This is a genomic window from Streptomyces sp. NPDC102451, from assembly GCF_044765485.1.
Classification (GTDB): Bacteria; Actinomycetota; Actinomycetes; order Streptomycetales; family Streptomycetaceae; genus Streptomyces.
The window spans coordinates 309940-325028 of sequence record NZ_JBIWKD010000004.1 but is presented as its reverse complement, the minus strand read 5'-3'; the positions used below and the strand labels follow the sequence as shown (position 1 = coordinate 325028).

Below are 15089 nucleotides of genomic sequence, written 5' to 3'. Positions count from 1 at the left end.
GGGCACGGGTTGAACATGTTCAATAATGGGGCTGGCGGGTGGCGATCAGGTGCCTCCCCATGAGCCCACCGAGAGGGCCGCGCCGATGAGCCGTACCCGCTGTTGCCGTGCCGTCCGGATCCTGGCCCTCGTGTACGTCGCCGCGATGGCGGCCGGCGGGTTCGCCGCCGGCGCCCACGGCCCCTCGCCCGTGGACTCGTTGCTGTCCGGGCTCGCCCAGCCGGGGCTGAACATCCTGTACGTCTTCGTCCTCATGCCGCTCGCCGCGGTGTCCGGCGATGCGGGGGAGGGGGCGGGCGAGGCGGTCGGCACGGCGCTCGCCTGCGGGCTGGGAGCCGCCGTGAACGTCCTGCTGGTGCGGACCGTGGTGCGCTTCGCCCGCGCGGTCGGTGCCGAGCTCCCGGCATGCCGGAAGCGCCGCACCCCGCGGCGGTGAGTCGCGGGGTACGGCGCTTCCGGGGGCGGCGTCAGCGCAGCTGCTCGTACGCCGGCAGCGTCAGGAAGTCCGCGTAGTCCTGGTCGAGCGAGACCGTGAGCAGCAGGTCGTGGGCCTGCTGCCACTTGCCGGACTCGAAGGCCTCGTCGCCGATCTCGGCGCGGACCGTGGCCAGTTCCTCGGCCGCGACCTTGCGGGCCAGGTCCGCGGTGGCGTGCTCGCCGTTCTCGAAGACCACGTCCGCGTTGATCCACTGCCAGATCTGCGAGCGCGAGATCTCGGCGGTGGCCGCGTCCTCCATCAGGTTGAAGATGGCGACCGCGCCCATGCCGCGCAGCCATGCCTCGATGTAGCGGATGCCGACCGCGACCGCGTTGCGCAGCCCGTCGTACGAGGGCTTCGCGTCCAGCGTGTCGATGGCGATCAGGTCGCCCGCCGCCACCGAGACGTCCTCGCGCAGCCGGTCCTTCTGGTTCGGCTTCTCGCCGAGGACCGCGTCGAAGGACTCCAGCGCGATCGGGACCAGGTCCGGGTGGGCCACCCAGGAGCCGTCGAAGCCGTCGTTCGCCTCGCGGTCCTTGTCCGCCTTGACCTTCTCGAAGGCCACCTTGTTGACCTCGGCGTCGCGGCGCGAGGGGATGAAGGCCGCCATGCCGCCGATGGCGTGCGCGCCGCGCTTGTGGCAGGTGCGGACCAGGAGTTCGGTGTACGCCCGCATGAACGGGGCGGTCATCGTGACCAGGTTGCGGTCCGGCAGGACGAACTTCGAGCCGCCGTCACGGAAGTTCTTGACGATGGAGAAGAGGTAGTCCCAGCGGCCCGCGTTCAGCCCGGAGGCGTGGTCGCGGAGCTCGTAGAGGATCTCCTCCATCTCGTACGCGGCGGTGATCGTCTCGATCAGGACGGTCGCGCGGACCGTGCCCTGCGGGATGCCGACGTAGTCCTGGGCGAAGACGAAGATGTCGTTCCAGAGGCGGGCCTCCAGGTGCGACTCCGTCTTCGGCAGGTAGAAGTACGGGCCCTTGCCGAGGTCGATCAGGCGCTGCGCGTTGTGGAAGAAGTAGAGGCCGAAGTCGACCAGCGCGCCGGGCACCGGGGTGCCGTCGAGCTGGAGGTGACGCTCGTCCAGGTGCCAGCCGCGCGGGCGCGTGACGACGGTGGCGAGCTCCTCGGCGGGCTTCAGGGCGTACGACTTGCCCGACTTCGGGTCGGTGAAGTCGATGTTCCGGGTGTACGCGTCGATCAGGTTGAGCTGGCCGGTGACGACGTTCTCCCACGTGGGGGCGGACGCGTCCTCGAAGTCGGCGAGCCAGACCTTGGCGCCCGAGTTCAGGGCGTTGATGGTCATCTTGCGGTCGGTCGGACCGGTGATCTCCACCCGGCGGTCGTCCAGCGCGGCCGGGGCCGGGGCGACCTTCCAGGTGTCGTCCACGCGGACGGCTTCCGTCTCCGGCAGGAAGTCCAGCGTGGAGGTGCGGGCGATCTCGGCGCGGCGCTCGCCGCGGCGGGCGAGCAGCTCGTCACGGCGCGGCGTGAACCGCCGGTGCAGCTCGGCCACGAACGCGAGGGCCGCATCGGTCAGGACCTCGTCCTGCCTCGGCAGGGGCTCGGCGTCGACGATGGCCAGCGGGGACGGCGCTGGTGCGGACATGAGCTGTCACTCCTTCAGCGGGTGGTGCGGCGGCGTCCATGGCCGCCGGGTCGCCCGGGACGGCACGGGGTGCCAGGGCTCCGAGATACGGCCATGGGCACCACCGGGGAACCGGAAGCGGAACCATGGGCTTCTGATCAGTGGATATTAGTTTCCTCATGGTGGAAGTTCAATGGTTTGTTGATATCGAGATTCTCCGGGTCGACAGACGTGCGGCCGCGGTGGCGCGGCGTGCCAGGTCCGACACGGTCCGTTCGCCCGAGGTCAGTCGAGGCGCGTCAGATCCTCCGCCGTGTCGATGTCGTACGCCTGGGCCACATCGGAACACTCCACGAGCGTGATCGCATCGCGGTGCGCCCGCAGGTAGGCCCGCGCCCCCTGGTCGCCGGTCGCGCCCGCCGAGACGTCCGCCCAGTGGTCGGCCCCGAACAGCACGGGATGGCCGCGCTCCCCGTCGTACGCGGCGGCCGCCAGGGTCGTCCGGGAGCGGTACGCCGAGCGGACCCGCGCCACCGCCTCCGCCCCGATGCCGGGCTGGTCGACCAGGAGTACGAGTGCCGCGTCCACGTCCGAACCGCTGAGGGCGCCCAGCCCCGCCCGGAGCGAGGAGCCCATGCCGTCCTCCCATGAAGGGTTCACCGTCACCGAGCAGGCCGAGAGGTCCGCGAGGGCCTCCACCTCCTCGGCCGCGGCGCCCAGCACGACCCGGACGGGACCGCACCCGCCGTTGTGCAGCGCCCGCACTGCGTGCTCGACGAGGGGGCGGCCACGGTGTTCCAGCAGCGCCTTCGGCCGCCCCCCGAGACGGCGGCCGCCACCGGCGGCGAGCAGCACTCCGGCGATCACGGGGGTCCGATGTGTGTGAGTCATGTGCCCTGGATACCACTGCGCGGTGCGTACCGGCGGAGTGGCTGTCACCCCTCGGGGGTACGCTGAATTCTTGTCCGCACAGTGGCGTCCACCACCTTTGATGGCGTTGACTTGCGGGCGGTCCCGGGTACTTGACCGCCGCCCGGGGCCAGGTCGACACACCGGCACAATGACGTGCGAGGGGGAGTGCTTTGTTGCGAAGCGTGGGGCAGGAGCGGTTGACCGGGAGCGACGAGGACCCGAGGGTGACGGAGCTGCGTACGGCTGTCTCCCGGCTCCGCCGCGAACTCGCGGGGCATCCGGCCGAGTTCCCCGACCGGGGGATCGCCGAGGAGGAGCTGGCCGCACTGGACGCCATGGCGGCCGGCGGGAGGCCCGAGATACCCCGGCTGCGCCGCTCACTGCTGCTGGTCGCGGGGGCGATCGGCTCGGTCAGCGCCCTGGGCCCGGGCCTCCGGGACGTGCGGGTCGCCGTCGACCTCTTCGGGGAGCCGCCGCGCCATTCGTGATGTCAGCGGCGGATCAGACGGCGCGCGGTCGCCGCGGCCACCGCCGATGTGCGTGAGTCGACGCCCAGCTTCGCGTAGATGTGCACCAGATGGGACTTCACTGTCGCCTGGCTCAGGAAGAGCCTCTTGCTGATCTGTTGGTTCGACAGGCCCTCGCCGACCAGCTGGAGCACCTCCAGCTCACGCTTGGTCAATGCCTGGGCCGGTGTCCGCATCCGGTCCATCAGCCGGTGCGCGACCTCGGGGGCGAGCGCCGAGCGGCCGGCCGCGGCCGTACGCACGGCGGCGGCCAGCTCCTCGGGCGGGGCGTCCTTCAGCAGATAGCCGGCCGCGCCGGCCTCCACGGCGGCCAGGATGTCGGCGTCCGAGTCGTACGTGGTGAGGATCAGCACCCGCGGTGCGTCAGGGGCCGCCGTGATCGCCGCGGTGGCCTCCGCCCCGTGCATGCCCGAGCCGAACTGCAGGTCCATCAGGACCACGTCGCACACGCCGGTCGCGGCCAGGGCGACGGCCCGCTCGGCGGTGGCGGCCTCGGCGACGACCTGGAAGTCCGGCTCGGTGTCCAGGACGGCGCGCAGCCCGGCGCGGACCACCGGGTGGTCGTCGGCGAGCAGCAGTGCGATCGGATCGGTCATGCCGCTCTGCCCCCTTGGTTCCCGGTCGCGGCCGGGAGCGGCAGGGTGACGGCGACGGCCGTCCCCTGGCCGGGGCCCGACTCCACACTCAGCGTCCCGCCCAGCGAAGCGGCCCGCGCGCGCATCGCGGGCAGTCCGAAGCCGCCGCCGGCGGTGCTCGCCGGCTCGGCGGCCGTGGCCGTCTCCACGGCCGTGCGGAAGCCCCGGCCGTCGTCCACCACGTCCAGGGACACCGACGTCTCCATGAAGCTGAGCGTGATCTCCGCCCGGCGCGCGCCCGAGTGCTGCACCGCGTTGGCCAGCGCCGACTGGGCCGTGCGCAACAGCGCCACCTCGTACGGGGTGGGCAGCTCGACCGGCCTGCCGCTGACCGCGAACTGCACCGTGAGCTCCGGCGACGAGGTGCGGGAGGAGAGACGGGACAGGGCGGCCGCCAGGGAACCCTGCTGCAGGTCCGGCGGGGTCAGCGCACGTACGAAGCGGCGGGCCTCGGCCAGGTTGTCCTGGGCGGCCTCGCGGGCGCGCCGGACGTGCGCGGCCGCGGGTGCGTCCTCGGGGAGCGTGCGCTCGGCGGCCCGCAGCAGGAGCTGGATGCTGGACAGGCCCTGGGCGAGCGTGTCGTGGATCTCCCGGGCCAGCCGCTCCCGCTCGGCCAGGGTGCCCGCGGTGCGCTCCGCGTCGGCGAGCTCCGCCCGGGTGGAGACGAGTTCGTCGATGAGCTCGCGCCGCCGCTCGCTCTCACGGAACAGCGCGTCGTAACCCAGTACGGTCGCGACGGCCACCGCCGCACCGAGCAGCGGGCCGATGAACGTGCCCGGCGTGACCTCCTGACCGTGCAGCAGGAAACTGGCGATCGCCGCCGCGGCCGTGACCGCCACGGCGGGCAGCCCCCATCGCACCGGCAGCAGATGCAGCTGGAGGAAGTAGAGGGGGAAGGCCACCCACAGGGCGTCGGGCGACAGGGCGAGCAGCGCCAGCCACACGGCGCCCAGCGCGGTGAGCCAGAGGGCGGCGGCCCGGGTGTGCGGCTGGACGGCGGGGGCGAGCGCGCCCGCCGCGTACAGCGCGGCCATCACCCCCGCCAGTACGACGACGGCGGTCGCGTGCGGTGTCCCGTCGCCGATCGCGCGCAGCGCGGCGAGCACCAGCAGCCCCACCAGCAGCGCGTGCAGGCAGAGCCGCAGTGCGGTGGTGACGGGGGTGTGCGCACGCGTATCCATGGTCGTTCCAGCGTAGACGCGCCCCGCGCCGGGGCAGTCAATCGAAAGGTTGATGTCGTCCCCCTCCGGCGCGCGATGTTTCCGCAGGTCGTGGGCCCGAGCCTGGAGGCATGTTCGTTGCATGGAGAGATCTACGGTTCGCCAGGGGCAGGTTCGCCCTCATGGGCACGGTCGTCGTGCTGATCACGCTGCTCGTGGGGCTGCTGTCCGGCCTCACGGCCGGACTGGGAAGGGAGAACACCTCGGCCGTCACCGGACTGAGTGCCGACCGCATCGCGTTCGCCGCGCCACCGGACGGGCGGTCGGTGTCCTTCTCCGACTCGTCCGTCGAGGAGAGCGCCTGGCACACCTGGGCGGAGCAGCCGGGGGTCACGTCGGCCCAGCCGCTGGGGATCCGGACGCTGAACGCGGCCGTCGACGGCGGGAAGCGCACGGCCGCGGTGTCGGCGTTCGGCGTCGAACCGGGCAGCGGGCTCGCCCCCGCCGATGTGGGTACGGGCCGGCTCGTGCTCTCCGGGCCGGCGGCCGACGAACTCGGCGTCACGGCCGGTGACACCCTCGCCCTCGGCGGCTCCCGGCTGACGGTGTCGGCGGTCAGCGGCGACGCCTCGTACAGCCACACCCCGGTGGTGTGGACCTCGCTCGCCGACTGGCAGCGCATCGGCGGCGCCGGACGGCAGGCCACCGTCGTCGCCCTGAGCGCGACAGGCGGCGCCGACCTCGCCGCGGGCGACAAGGCGGCGGGCACCAGCACGCTGGCCCTGGGGGACTCCCTCACGGCGATCGGCTCCTACCAGGCCGAGAACGGCTCGCTCCAGCTGATGCGCGGCTTCCTCTTCGCCATCTCCGCGCTCGTCATCGGCGCCTTCTTCACCGTCTGGACGATCCAGCGCAGCGGCGACGTGGCCGTGCTCAAGGCGCTGGGCGCCTCCACCCCGTACCTGCTGAAGGACGCGCTCGGGCAGGCCGTGGTGATGCTGGCCGTCGGTACGGGCCTGGGCACCGCGCTCGCCTCGGCGACCGGTGCGCTGGTCGGCGGGGACGGCGGCGCCGTGCCGTTCGTCCTGGACGCGTCGACCGTGCTCGTCCCGGCCGGCGTGATGATCGTCCTCGGTGCGCTCGGTGCCGCCCTGTCCATCCGGCGGATCACCGCCGTCGACCCCCTCACCGCACTCGGGAGCGCCCGATGACCCTCACCCTCACCGACGTCACCCTCACCTACCCCGACGGCGACGCCCGGCTCACCGCACTCGACCAGGTGTCCCTGGACGTACCGCCGGGCACGCTCACCGCGGTCGTCGGACCGTCCGGCTCGGGCAAGTCCAGCCTCCTCGCGGTGGCGGCCACGCTCGTCGCCCCGGACCGCGGACGCGTCGTCGTCGCCGGTACGGAGACGGCGGGGCTCAGCCGCGCCGACAAGGCGGCGCTGCGCCGGGACCGTATCGGCATCGTCTTCCAGCAGCCCCATCTGCTGCCCTCGCTCACGGCCGTGGAGCAGCTCCAGGTGATGGCGCATCTGTCCGGCGGCCCGGTCCGTGCGGCCCGGGGCCGGGCGCTGGACCTCCTGGACGCGGTCGGTCTGGCCGACCGGGCGGACCGCAGGCCGCACCAGCTCTCCGGCGGTCAGCGTCAGCGGATCAACATCGCCCGCGCCCTGGTGAACGAGCCGGCGGTGCTGCTCGTCGACGAGCCGACCAGCGCGCTCGACCACGAACGCGGCGCCGCGGTCCTGGACCTGCTGCTCGGCCTGACCCGGGAGCGTTCGACGGCCACGGTCATGGTCACCCACGACCGCGCGCATCTGGACCGGGTGGACGGGACGGTGAGCATGGAGGACGGATTCCTGTCGGCGCCCGCTCCGGTCTGACGGGCCGCCGGGGCGGCCCCGGCCCGGTGTCAGCCGGCCGAGCCGCCGCTGCTGGCCAGGGCCTCGGAGAGCTCCTTCGCGATCTGCTGGAGGATCGGCACGATCCGCTCGGTCGCCGTCTCCGTCACCCGGCCCGCGGGCCCGGAGATGGAGATGGCCGCCGAGGTGGGGGAGTCCGGGACCTGGACCGCGAGGCAGCGGACCCCGATCTCCTGCTCGTTGTCGTCCACCGCGTAGCCCGCGCGCCGCACCTGTTCCAGCGCGTCGAGGAAGCCGTCCGGAGTGGTGATCGTCTTCTCGGTGGCCGCCGGCATGCCCGTACGGGCCAGCAGGGCCCGCACCTCGTCCGCCGGGGTGTGCGCCAGGAGCGCCTTGCCCACACCGGTGGAGTGGGGGAGCACGCGCCGGCCGACCTCGGTGAACATCCGCATCGAGTGCTTCGACGGCACCTGGGCGACGTACACGATCTCGTCCCCGTCCAGGAGCGCCATGTTCGCCGTCTCGCCGGTCTCCTCGACCAGACGCTGGAGGTAGGGCCGCGCCCAGGTGCCCAGCAGCCGGGCCGAGGACTCGCCGAGGCGGATCAGGCGGGGGCCCAGCGCGTAACGCCGGTTGGGCTGCTGGCGCACGTAGCCGCAGACGACGAGCGTGCGCATCAGCCGGTGGATGGTCGGGAGCGGGAGCCCGCTGCTCGCGGAGAGTTCGCTGAGCCCCACCTCGCCCCCGGCATCCGCCATGCGCTCCAGCAGATCGAAGGCGCGTTCGAGGGACTGCACGCCGCCGCTGGGGCCGGCGGGCTTGGAGTCGGATGTGCTGGCGTGGGACGGCGGCACGTCAACGGTCCTTTCGAAGCGGAGGCAAGGCAGCAGCCTACCGGGCTGTTCCCGATCGGCCCACTGCTCCCGGTGCGGCGTCCTTGCCGGTCAGGACCTGTTTTGTCCTGGTGTCGGTGGTCCGGGACGCGTTCGGACCGAAGCGCGGTGGTGCCGCTCCTGGCCCATTCTACGTTCCGCCTGTCGAAAATGAACTTTTACTTCGTGGAAATCTCCAATCCGGTCTCTTCGTGGCCCACCGCTCGGCCCGCGGGGAAGGCGGGGTCTTGACGGGCGGCTTTCCCGAGTGAAGACTCCTTCAACAAATCGTTGAAGTCTGCGTGAGGAGCACAGGTGTCCGGTGAGGACGTGAAGCAGGTACTCCGCTCGACGCGCGTCGTCACTCCCGAAGGGACCCGCGCGGCGGCGGTCCTCGTCGCCGGCGGGGAGATCGAGGCGGTCCTGCCGTACGGCACCGAGGTGCCCGCCGGGGCCCGCGTCGAGGACTTCGGCGACGACGTCCTGCTGCCCGGCCTGGTCGACACCCATGTCCATGTGAACGACCCCGGCCGCACCGAGTGGGAGGGCTTCTGGACCGCCACCCGTGCCGCCGCGGCCGGCGGCATCACCACCCTCCTCGACATGCCGCTCAACTCCCTCCCGCCGACCACCACCGTCGAGCACCTGCGCGTCAAGCAGCGGGTGGCCGCCCCCAAGGCGCACATCGACACCGGCTTCTGGGGCGGCGCGATCCCCTCCAACACGAAGGACCTGCGCCCGCTGTACGAGGCCGGGGTCTTCGGCTTCAAGTGCTTCCTCTCGCCCTCCGGCGTCGAGGAGTTCCCCGAGCTGGACCAGGAGCAGCTGGCCCGCTCGATGGCCGAGATCGCGGGCTTCGGCGGGCTGCTGATCGTGCACGCCGAGGACCCCCACCACCTGGCTGCGGCCCCGCAGCGGAGCGGCGAGAAGTACGCCGACTTCCTGGCCTCCCGGCCCCGCGACGCGGAGAACACCGCGATCGAGGGCCTGATCGCCCACGCCAGGCGGCTGAACGCCCGCGTCCACGTCCTGCACCTCTCCTCCAGCGACGCCCTGCCGCTGATCGCCGCCGCCAAGCGCGAGGGCGTACGCGTCACCGTCGAGTCCTGTCCGCACTTCCTCACCCTGACCGCCGAGGAAGTCCCCGACGGAGCAACCGAGTTCAAGTGCTGCCCGCCCATCCGGGAGGCCGCCAACCAGGACGCGCTCTGGGCCGGGCTCGCCGACGGCACGATCGACTGCATCGTCTCCGACCACTCGCCCTGCACCACGGACCTCAAGACCCCCGACTTCGCCTCCGCATGGGGCGGGATCTCCTCGCTCCAGCTCGGTCTGCCCGCCATCTGGACCGAGGCGCGCCGACGCGGGCACACCCTCGACGACGTGGCCCGCTGGATGTCCGCCGCCCCCGCCGCCCTCGCCGGTCTCACCCGTAAGGGCGCCATCGAGGCCGGACGCGACGCGGACTTCGCGGTCCTCGCCCCCGACGCGACCTTCACCGTCGACCCGGCCGGGCTCTTCCACCGCAACCAGGTCACCGCCTATGCGGGCAGGACCCTGCACGGCGTCGTCAGGTCCACCTGGCTGCGCGGCACGCGGATCGCGGCCGACGGCGTACTCGCCGAACCCACCGGCCGCCTCCTCGAAAGGAACCACTGACCATGACGGCGACACCGCACTTCACCGGCGACGCGAACCCGTACGGAGGCGGCGACCCGTACGCCGACCACCGCACCGCCGACTTCCCCTTCACCCACCTCGTGGACCTCGCCGACCGGCGCCTCGGCGCCGGTGTGATCGCCGCCAACGACGAGTTCTTCGCCGAACGCGAGAACCTGCTGAAGCCGGAGCGCGCCGAGTTCGACCCCGAGCGCTTCGGGCACAAGGGCAAGATCATGGACGGCTGGGAGACCCGCCGCCGTCGCGGTACGAGCGCCGCCGAACCGCACCCCGTCGACGAGGACCACGACTGGGCCCTCGTGCGCCTCGGCGCCCCCGGTGTGGTGCGCGGGCTGATCGTCGACACCGCCCACTTCCGGGGCAACTACCCGCAGTCGGTCTCCGTCGAGGCGACCTCGCTGCCCGGCTCCCCTTCCCCCGAGGACCTCCTCGCGCCCGACGTGAAGTGGACGACCCTCGTCCCCCGTACGGCCGTCGGCGGCCACGCGGCCAACGGCTTCGCCGTCGACGCCGAGCAGCGCTTCACCCACCTCCGGGTCAACCAGCACCCCGACGGGGGCATAGCCCGCCTGCGCGTCCACGGCGAGGTCGCGCCCGACCCGGCGTGGCTGACCGCCCTCGGTACGTTCGACCTGGTGGCCCTGGAGAACGGCGGCCAGGTCGAGGACGCCTCCGACCGCTTCTACTCCCCGGCGACCAACACCATCGCGCCCGGCCGCTCCCGGAAGATGGACGACGGCTGGGAGACCCGCCGCCGGCGTGACAAGGGCAACGACTGGATCCGCTACCGGCTGGTGGAGCAGGCGGAGATCCGCGCGGTCGAGATCGACACCGCCTACCTCAAGGGCAACGCGGCGGGCTGGGCGGAGATTTCGGTCCGTGACGGCGAGGACGGAGAGCGGTCGCAGATCCTGCCCCGCACCCGGCTCCAGCCCGACACGAACCACCGCTTCGTCCTGCCCGAGCCCGTGCGTGGCACGCATGTGCGGATCGACATCTTCCCGGACGGCGGGATCTCCCGTCTCCGCCTCTTCGGCTCACTGACCGAGGAGGGGGCGGCACGGCTGGCGGTCCGTCACGAGGAGCTCGGCGGGTAGCTGCGCGGGTGTGCCGGTTCCTGTCCGGCCTGCGAGGATATGGGACCCTGGTCGGGACGCCGCCGCCCCCGACCAGGAGTCGCCATGATCTTCATCGCCGTCAAGTTCACCGTGCGCACCGCCGAGCGGGACAACTGGCTCCCGGCCGTCGAGGACTTCACCCTCGCCACCCGTCAGGAGCCGGGCAACCTCTTCTTCGACTGGTCCTACAGCGTCGAGAACCCGGACGAGTTCGTCCTGCTGGAGGCCTTCGCCTCGCAGGAGGCGGGTGTGGCCCATGTGAACTCCGAGCACTTCAAGGCGGCGATCGACACCATGTCCGACCTCGTCACCGAGGTCCCGGAGATCATCAACGTCGAGGTGCCCGGGGACGACTGGTCCCGGATGTCGGAGGTCACCCCGCGCAACCGGTGACCCCCGAGGGCGCCCGACCCGGTGCCGCCGTCAGAACTCCTCGTGCGTAACGGGGTCCCCGCCGAAACGGTGCGGCGGCCGGGCCCCGATCCGGTCCAGCTCCTGCTGGGTCAGCGTGAATCCGAACAGATCCAGATTCTCGCGCTGCCGCCCGGGATCGGCGGACTTCGGGATCGGCACCGCCCCCAGCTGGGTGTGCCACCGCAGCACGACCTGCCCCGGCGTCACCCCGTGGGCCTCGGCGGCGGCGACCACCTCGGGCGCTTCGAGCACCTGGCGCCCCCGGGCCAGCGGGCTCCAGCTCTCCGTGACGATGCCCTTCGCGGTGTGCACCGCCCGCAGCTCCTCCTGCGGGAGCAGGGGATGCATCTCGATCTGGTTCACCACGGGGAGCACGCCCGTCTCCCGCTCCAGCCGGTCCAGGTGCTCCGCCGTGAAGTTGGAGACGCCGATGGAGCGTACGAGGCCGTCCTCGCGGAGCTTGATCATCGCCTTCCAGGTGTCGACGTACTTGTCCACCCGGGGCAGCGGCCAGTGGATGAGGTACAGGTCGACGTACTCCAGCCCCAGATTGCCGCGTGACTCCTCGAAGGAGGCCAGCGTCTCCTCGTAGCCGTGGTGGCGGCCGGGCACCTTGGTCGTGACGAAGACGTCCCGCCGCGGCACCCCGGAGCGGGCGATCCCGCGGCCGGTGCCGGTCTCGTTCCCGTAGTTCAGGGCGGTGTCCACCAGCCGGTAGCCGAGCTGCAGCGCACCGGCGACGGCCTGCTCGGCCGCCTCGTCGTCGAGCGGCCAGGTGCCGAGGCCCACCGCGGGGACGGTGCTGCCGTCATGGAGGTTGCGGACCGGGGGCGGTGTCTGGCTCATGGTCTCCCATTTCGTTCGCGTAAGGGCTGTCCCGTAATCCCTGGCGGGCGCACGACGACAGCTACGGCACCTCGCCGCGTTGTCGGAACGCCCGAATACATCCAGTATGCGGACGTCCCTCCGCCTTGCGATGCACCGCATCTGACGCCGTGCGCTGATCCACCAGGGAATACGGGACAGCCCTTACCGTCCCCGCCAGCGTAGGACGGGCCGCCGTCCGCGGCGCTCTCAGCAGAGGTCGTTGTGCCACTCGCCGTCCTCCCGGACCCAGGAGGTCCGCTCGTCGTACATCGGCTCGCCGACGCCGTAGGTCACCTGCGCGCCGTCGCCCTGGACGCGGTCCAGGGACAGCCGCTGCAGGGTGTACGTCTTCCCGAGCTGCTGGGCCGTCTGCGCCGACCGGTCCGTGAGCGCCTCGAGGTCCTCCTCGGACCACTCCTCCCGGCAACGCGTGGAGAGGAGCGCGTAGGCGGCGGCCGCGTCGGGGGCGTAGTAGGCCTTCACGTAGGCACGCACGGACGTCTCCAGTGCCTCCCTGGCCGCCGGCTCGGTGGCCGGACCGGTGGAACGGGGTGTGGACGGCGCGGCTCCGGGCGTCCCTCCCGATTCCTGGGTGCAGGCGGTCAGTGCGGCCAGAGCGATGAGTACGGAGAGACCGGTACGGGTGGTGTGTGTGGTGCGCATGCACCCTATGTATCGAAGATCCGTACGAGTTGTCGGCGGTGTGCTCGATCTGTGACGTCGGGGGCCCCGGCTTACGGAGGGCCTCGCCGGGCGCACCGATGAATTCCGCCCGAAAGTGAGGTCAGAACAGGTGGAAGCAGGCGGGCTGCCGGGGCGCGAGGCCCGGGGTGGCGATCGAAGGAGCGGGAACATGGCGAAGCTGACTCTCAACACGTTCGTGACCCTCGACGGTGTGGTGCAGGCACCCGGAGGCACGACCGAGGACACCAGCGGCGGGTTCGAGTACGGCGGATGGACGGTGCCCTTCGCGGACGAGGGCATGGGGAACTTCATCACCGAGGTCTTCGACCGGTCGGGCGCCTATCTCCTCGGGCGGCGCACGTACGAGATCTTCGCGGGCTACTGGCCCAAGGTCACCGACCCGCAGGACCCGGTCGCCGCCCGTCTCAACACGCTGCCCAAGCACGTCGTCTCCACCACCCTGACCGACCCCGAGTGGGAGAACACGACCGTGATCCCCGGCGATGTGCCGGCCGAGGTCGCCCGACTGAAGGAGCGGACGGCGGAGGGCGAGCTGCAGGTCCACGGCAGCGGCACACTGGCCCGGTCCCTCATGGCGCACGACCTGATCGACGAGATCAACCTGATCGTCTTTCCGGTCTACCTGGGAAGCGGCAGACGGCTCTTCGCGGACGGCGGGCAGCCGACGGAGTTCGAGCTGATCGGTGCCCGGACCACCGGGAGCGGCATCTCGATCCAGACCTACCGGCTCGCGGGACGCGCGCGGTTCGGGGACTTCGATCCGCCGGGAGTCTGACGCCTCGGCTGAACGGCCCCGGTTTCGCGCGCGGGTGGCCGGCAGCAGGGCCGAGGGCCGACGCTCCCGCGGCGTTGCGTCGCCCCGCTCGACCGCACCGCCGTCCTTCAGTTCCAGGGCTCGGTGCCGGTGAGGATCCGTTCCGCGTACGCCCAGACGGCCGTCTGCCAGGGCCCGGCGTCAGGGCCGAGGGGCGCGTCAGGTGTGGTCTCCCTGAGATTCGACCGCATCACTCCACGCCCCCGGAACGCCCGGACGATCCGCATGTGGTCCGGGCGGGCGACGAACCCCATCAGCGACGCCTCGTCGGTCCAGACCGTGACCGATCCCGAGCGGTCGAGCCGGAGACCGGTGTCCGCCCAGAGCCGCACCGCGACGGCCCCGGGCGTCCGCGGCCAGCTCCGCCGCAGCCGCAGACCCTCGACCGCGACGGCGGGAGTGCCCCACGGGCGGTGCGTGACGAATTCGGTGACGCTGACGACGAGCCCCGAGCCGGGACCGATGCCGTGCGCGGCGGGACCGTAGGTCCAGGACGTCTTCCAGATGCCGGACGGCATGGCCGGGCCTCCGTCGAGGTGGACGGGCCGGACCCGTGTCCGGCCTCCCGCCGACCATATAACTAAACGAACGGTCGTGCAGTTACTTTCCTCCGGGGGCCGGCGGCAGCGCCGAAGGGTCGGTGGCGGCGACGCGCAGCCGCCCCAGGATGGCCCGCGCCGCCTTGGTGTAGCCGGGGTTGTTGTTGTGCAGTACGGATTCGGCGTTGGCCAGTTCCATGAACGCGATGAGCTCGAAGGCCAGCTGCGAGACGTCTGTGTCCGCGGCGAGTTCACCCCGCACCCTGGCCTCCTCGATGGTCTCCTCCACGAAGGTGACCCAGCCCGTCTGCGTGGAGGCCAGCGCGTCGTGGACCTTGCCCTCGCGCGAGTCGAACTCGGCGATGGTCGCGTAGAAGAAGCAACCGCCGCTGAACACCCGGCGCTGCGAGTAGGAGAGCCAGCTCTCGCACATCCGCCACACGCGTCCCAGGCCGGGCGCCGCCGCCCTGGTCGGAGTGAGCACATGCTCCACGAAGACGGTCACGGCCGCGCGCACGGTGGCGAGCTGCAGCTCCTCCTTGGAACCGAAGAGGGCGAACACACCGCTCTTGCTCAGCTTCAGCTCCATGGCCAGCCGGCCGAGCGACAGGCCCTCCAGTCCCTCGGTCGAGGCGACGTGGACCGCGCGCCCCAGCACCAGCTGCCTGGTCTGGTTCCCCCGCTCGACCCGTCCGTCCAGCCGCGCTCCACCCATGTGCCAACTCCGTGTGTCCGAGCGTCCCAAGACCGACATTCTAGGAGGAGACGGCGCGGCCGCAGGACCGCTTCGCCCCTGGACGACCCCTGCGAACAGGTGGCCGAACCACCCCGCGGACAGAGCTTCCCGAGAAGCCGGCCGTTTCGGTACGGTGATCGCTCCCCGTGCGAGCCGGTGAGGTCTCCACACGTTCCC

Annotated in this window: 17 protein-coding genes; 8 read left to right on the top strand and 9 right to left on the bottom strand. The window is 71.9% G+C overall.

Annotated features, from left to right (window positions below; translation table 11 throughout):
* Positions 1–85 precede the first annotated feature (85 nt).
* Positions 86–436 carry a hypothetical protein gene (locus ACIRD8_RS11745; protein ID WP_403989212.1) on the top strand — a complete coding sequence of 117 codons (351 nt, stop codon included), beginning with the start codon at positions 86–88 and terminating at the stop codon, positions 434–436.
* Between the two features lie 31 nt (positions 437–467).
* Here ACIRD8_RS11745 and aceB read toward each other — a convergent pair whose 3' ends face one another.
* Together aceB and ACIRD8_RS11735 are read right to left on the bottom strand one after the other, a co-directional pair.
* Complete coding sequence (gene aceB, locus ACIRD8_RS11740) at positions 468–2087, bottom strand: malate synthase A (protein WP_403989210.1); 1620 nt, start codon at positions 2085–2087, stop codon at positions 468–470.
* Between the two features lie 264 nt (positions 2088–2351).
* Entirely contained in the window at positions 2352–2957 is a 606-nt protein-coding gene (locus ACIRD8_RS11735) for an NTP transferase domain-containing protein (protein ID WP_403989209.1), read from the bottom strand.
* 191 nt (positions 2958–3148) lie between these two features.
* Between ACIRD8_RS11735 and ACIRD8_RS11730 the strand changes: the two genes are divergently transcribed.
* On the top strand, positions 3149–3466 hold the full coding sequence (locus ACIRD8_RS11730) for a DUF5955 family protein (protein WP_403989207.1): 318 nt from the start codon (positions 3149–3151) through the stop codon (positions 3464–3466).
* Positions 3467–3468: 2 nt separating this feature from the next.
* On the opposite strand, the gene ACIRD8_RS11725 is transcribed toward ACIRD8_RS11730, so the two are convergent.
* Positions 3469–4101: a response regulator gene (locus ACIRD8_RS11725; RefSeq protein WP_403989205.1), complete on the bottom strand. Its 633-nt coding sequence runs from the start codon at positions 4099–4101 to the stop codon at positions 3469–3471.
* On the bottom strand, positions 4098–5321 hold the full coding sequence (locus tag ACIRD8_RS11720) for a sensor histidine kinase (RefSeq protein ID WP_403989203.1): 1224 nt from the start codon (positions 5319–5321) through the stop codon (positions 4098–4100). Before ACIRD8_RS11720 ends, ACIRD8_RS11725 begins: the two co-directional genes overlap by 4 nt.
* Before the next feature lie 110 nt (positions 5322–5431).
* Between ACIRD8_RS11720 and ACIRD8_RS11715 the strand changes: the two genes are divergently transcribed.
* Positions 5432–6511 carry an ABC transporter permease gene (locus tag ACIRD8_RS11715; protein ID WP_403989201.1) on the top strand — a complete coding sequence of 360 codons (1080 nt, stop codon included), beginning with the start codon at positions 5432–5434 and terminating at the stop codon, positions 6509–6511.
* On the top strand, positions 6508–7188 hold the full coding sequence (locus ACIRD8_RS11710; RefSeq protein ID WP_403989199.1) for an ABC transporter ATP-binding protein: 681 nt from the start codon (positions 6508–6510) through the stop codon (positions 7186–7188). The genes ACIRD8_RS11715 and ACIRD8_RS11710 overlap by 4 nt, the downstream gene beginning before the upstream one ends.
* 29 nt (positions 7189–7217) lie before the next feature.
* Here ACIRD8_RS11710 and ACIRD8_RS11705 read toward each other — a convergent pair whose 3' ends face one another.
* Complete coding sequence (locus ACIRD8_RS11705) at positions 7218–8021, bottom strand: IclR family transcriptional regulator (protein ID WP_403989197.1); 804 nt, start codon at positions 8019–8021, stop codon at positions 7218–7220.
* Between the two features lie 333 nt (positions 8022–8354).
* Between ACIRD8_RS11705 and allB the strand changes: the two genes are divergently transcribed.
* The 3 genes from allB to ACIRD8_RS11690 all read left to right on the top strand — a co-directional run bounded on the left by allB (position 8355) and on the right by ACIRD8_RS11690 (position 11230).
* Positions 8355–9698, top strand: a complete 1344-nt coding sequence (allB, locus tag ACIRD8_RS11700) for an allantoinase AllB (protein ID WP_403989195.1) — start codon at positions 8355–8357, stop codon at positions 9696–9698.
* Positions 9699–9700: 2 nt separating this feature from the next.
* Positions 9701–10816 (top strand): allantoicase, encoded by a 1116-nt coding sequence (alc, locus tag ACIRD8_RS11695; protein ID WP_403989193.1) that lies wholly within the window; start codon positions 9701–9703, stop codon positions 10814–10816.
* Positions 10817–10900: 84 nt separating this feature from the next.
* A complete protein-coding gene (locus tag ACIRD8_RS11690; RefSeq protein WP_403989191.1) occupies positions 10901–11230 on the top strand; it encodes a putative quinol monooxygenase in 330 nt (109 codons plus the stop codon).
* Positions 11231–11260: 30 nt separating this feature from the next.
* Here the strand turns inward: ACIRD8_RS11690 and ACIRD8_RS11685 are convergent, their stop codons facing one another.
* Both ACIRD8_RS11685 and ACIRD8_RS11680 read right to left on the bottom strand, forming a co-directional pair.
* Positions 11261–12097, bottom strand: a complete 837-nt coding sequence (locus ACIRD8_RS11685) for an aldo/keto reductase (protein WP_403989190.1) — start codon at positions 12095–12097, stop codon at positions 11261–11263.
* A gap of 228 nt (positions 12098–12325) precedes the next feature.
* Complete coding sequence (locus ACIRD8_RS11680; RefSeq protein WP_403989189.1) at positions 12326–12781, bottom strand: hypothetical protein; 456 nt, start codon at positions 12779–12781, stop codon at positions 12326–12328.
* Between the two features lie 190 nt (positions 12782–12971).
* Here ACIRD8_RS11680 and ACIRD8_RS11675 point away from each other — a divergent pair, with 190 nt between their 5' ends.
* Positions 12972–13598 (top strand): dihydrofolate reductase family protein, encoded by a 627-nt coding sequence (locus ACIRD8_RS11675; protein WP_403989188.1) that lies wholly within the window; start codon positions 12972–12974, stop codon positions 13596–13598.
* Between the two features lie 107 nt (positions 13599–13705).
* Here the strand turns inward: ACIRD8_RS11675 and ACIRD8_RS11670 are convergent, their stop codons facing one another.
* Positions 13706–14155: a hypothetical protein gene (locus tag ACIRD8_RS11670; protein WP_403989187.1), complete on the bottom strand. Its 450-nt coding sequence runs from the start codon at positions 14153–14155 to the stop codon at positions 13706–13708.
* 82 nt (positions 14156–14237) lie between these two features.
* Positions 14238–14891, bottom strand: coding sequence for a TetR/AcrR family transcriptional regulator (locus ACIRD8_RS11665; protein ID WP_403989186.1), 654 nt, complete (start codon positions 14889–14891; stop codon positions 14238–14240).
* Positions 14892–15089: the final 198 nt, after the last annotated feature.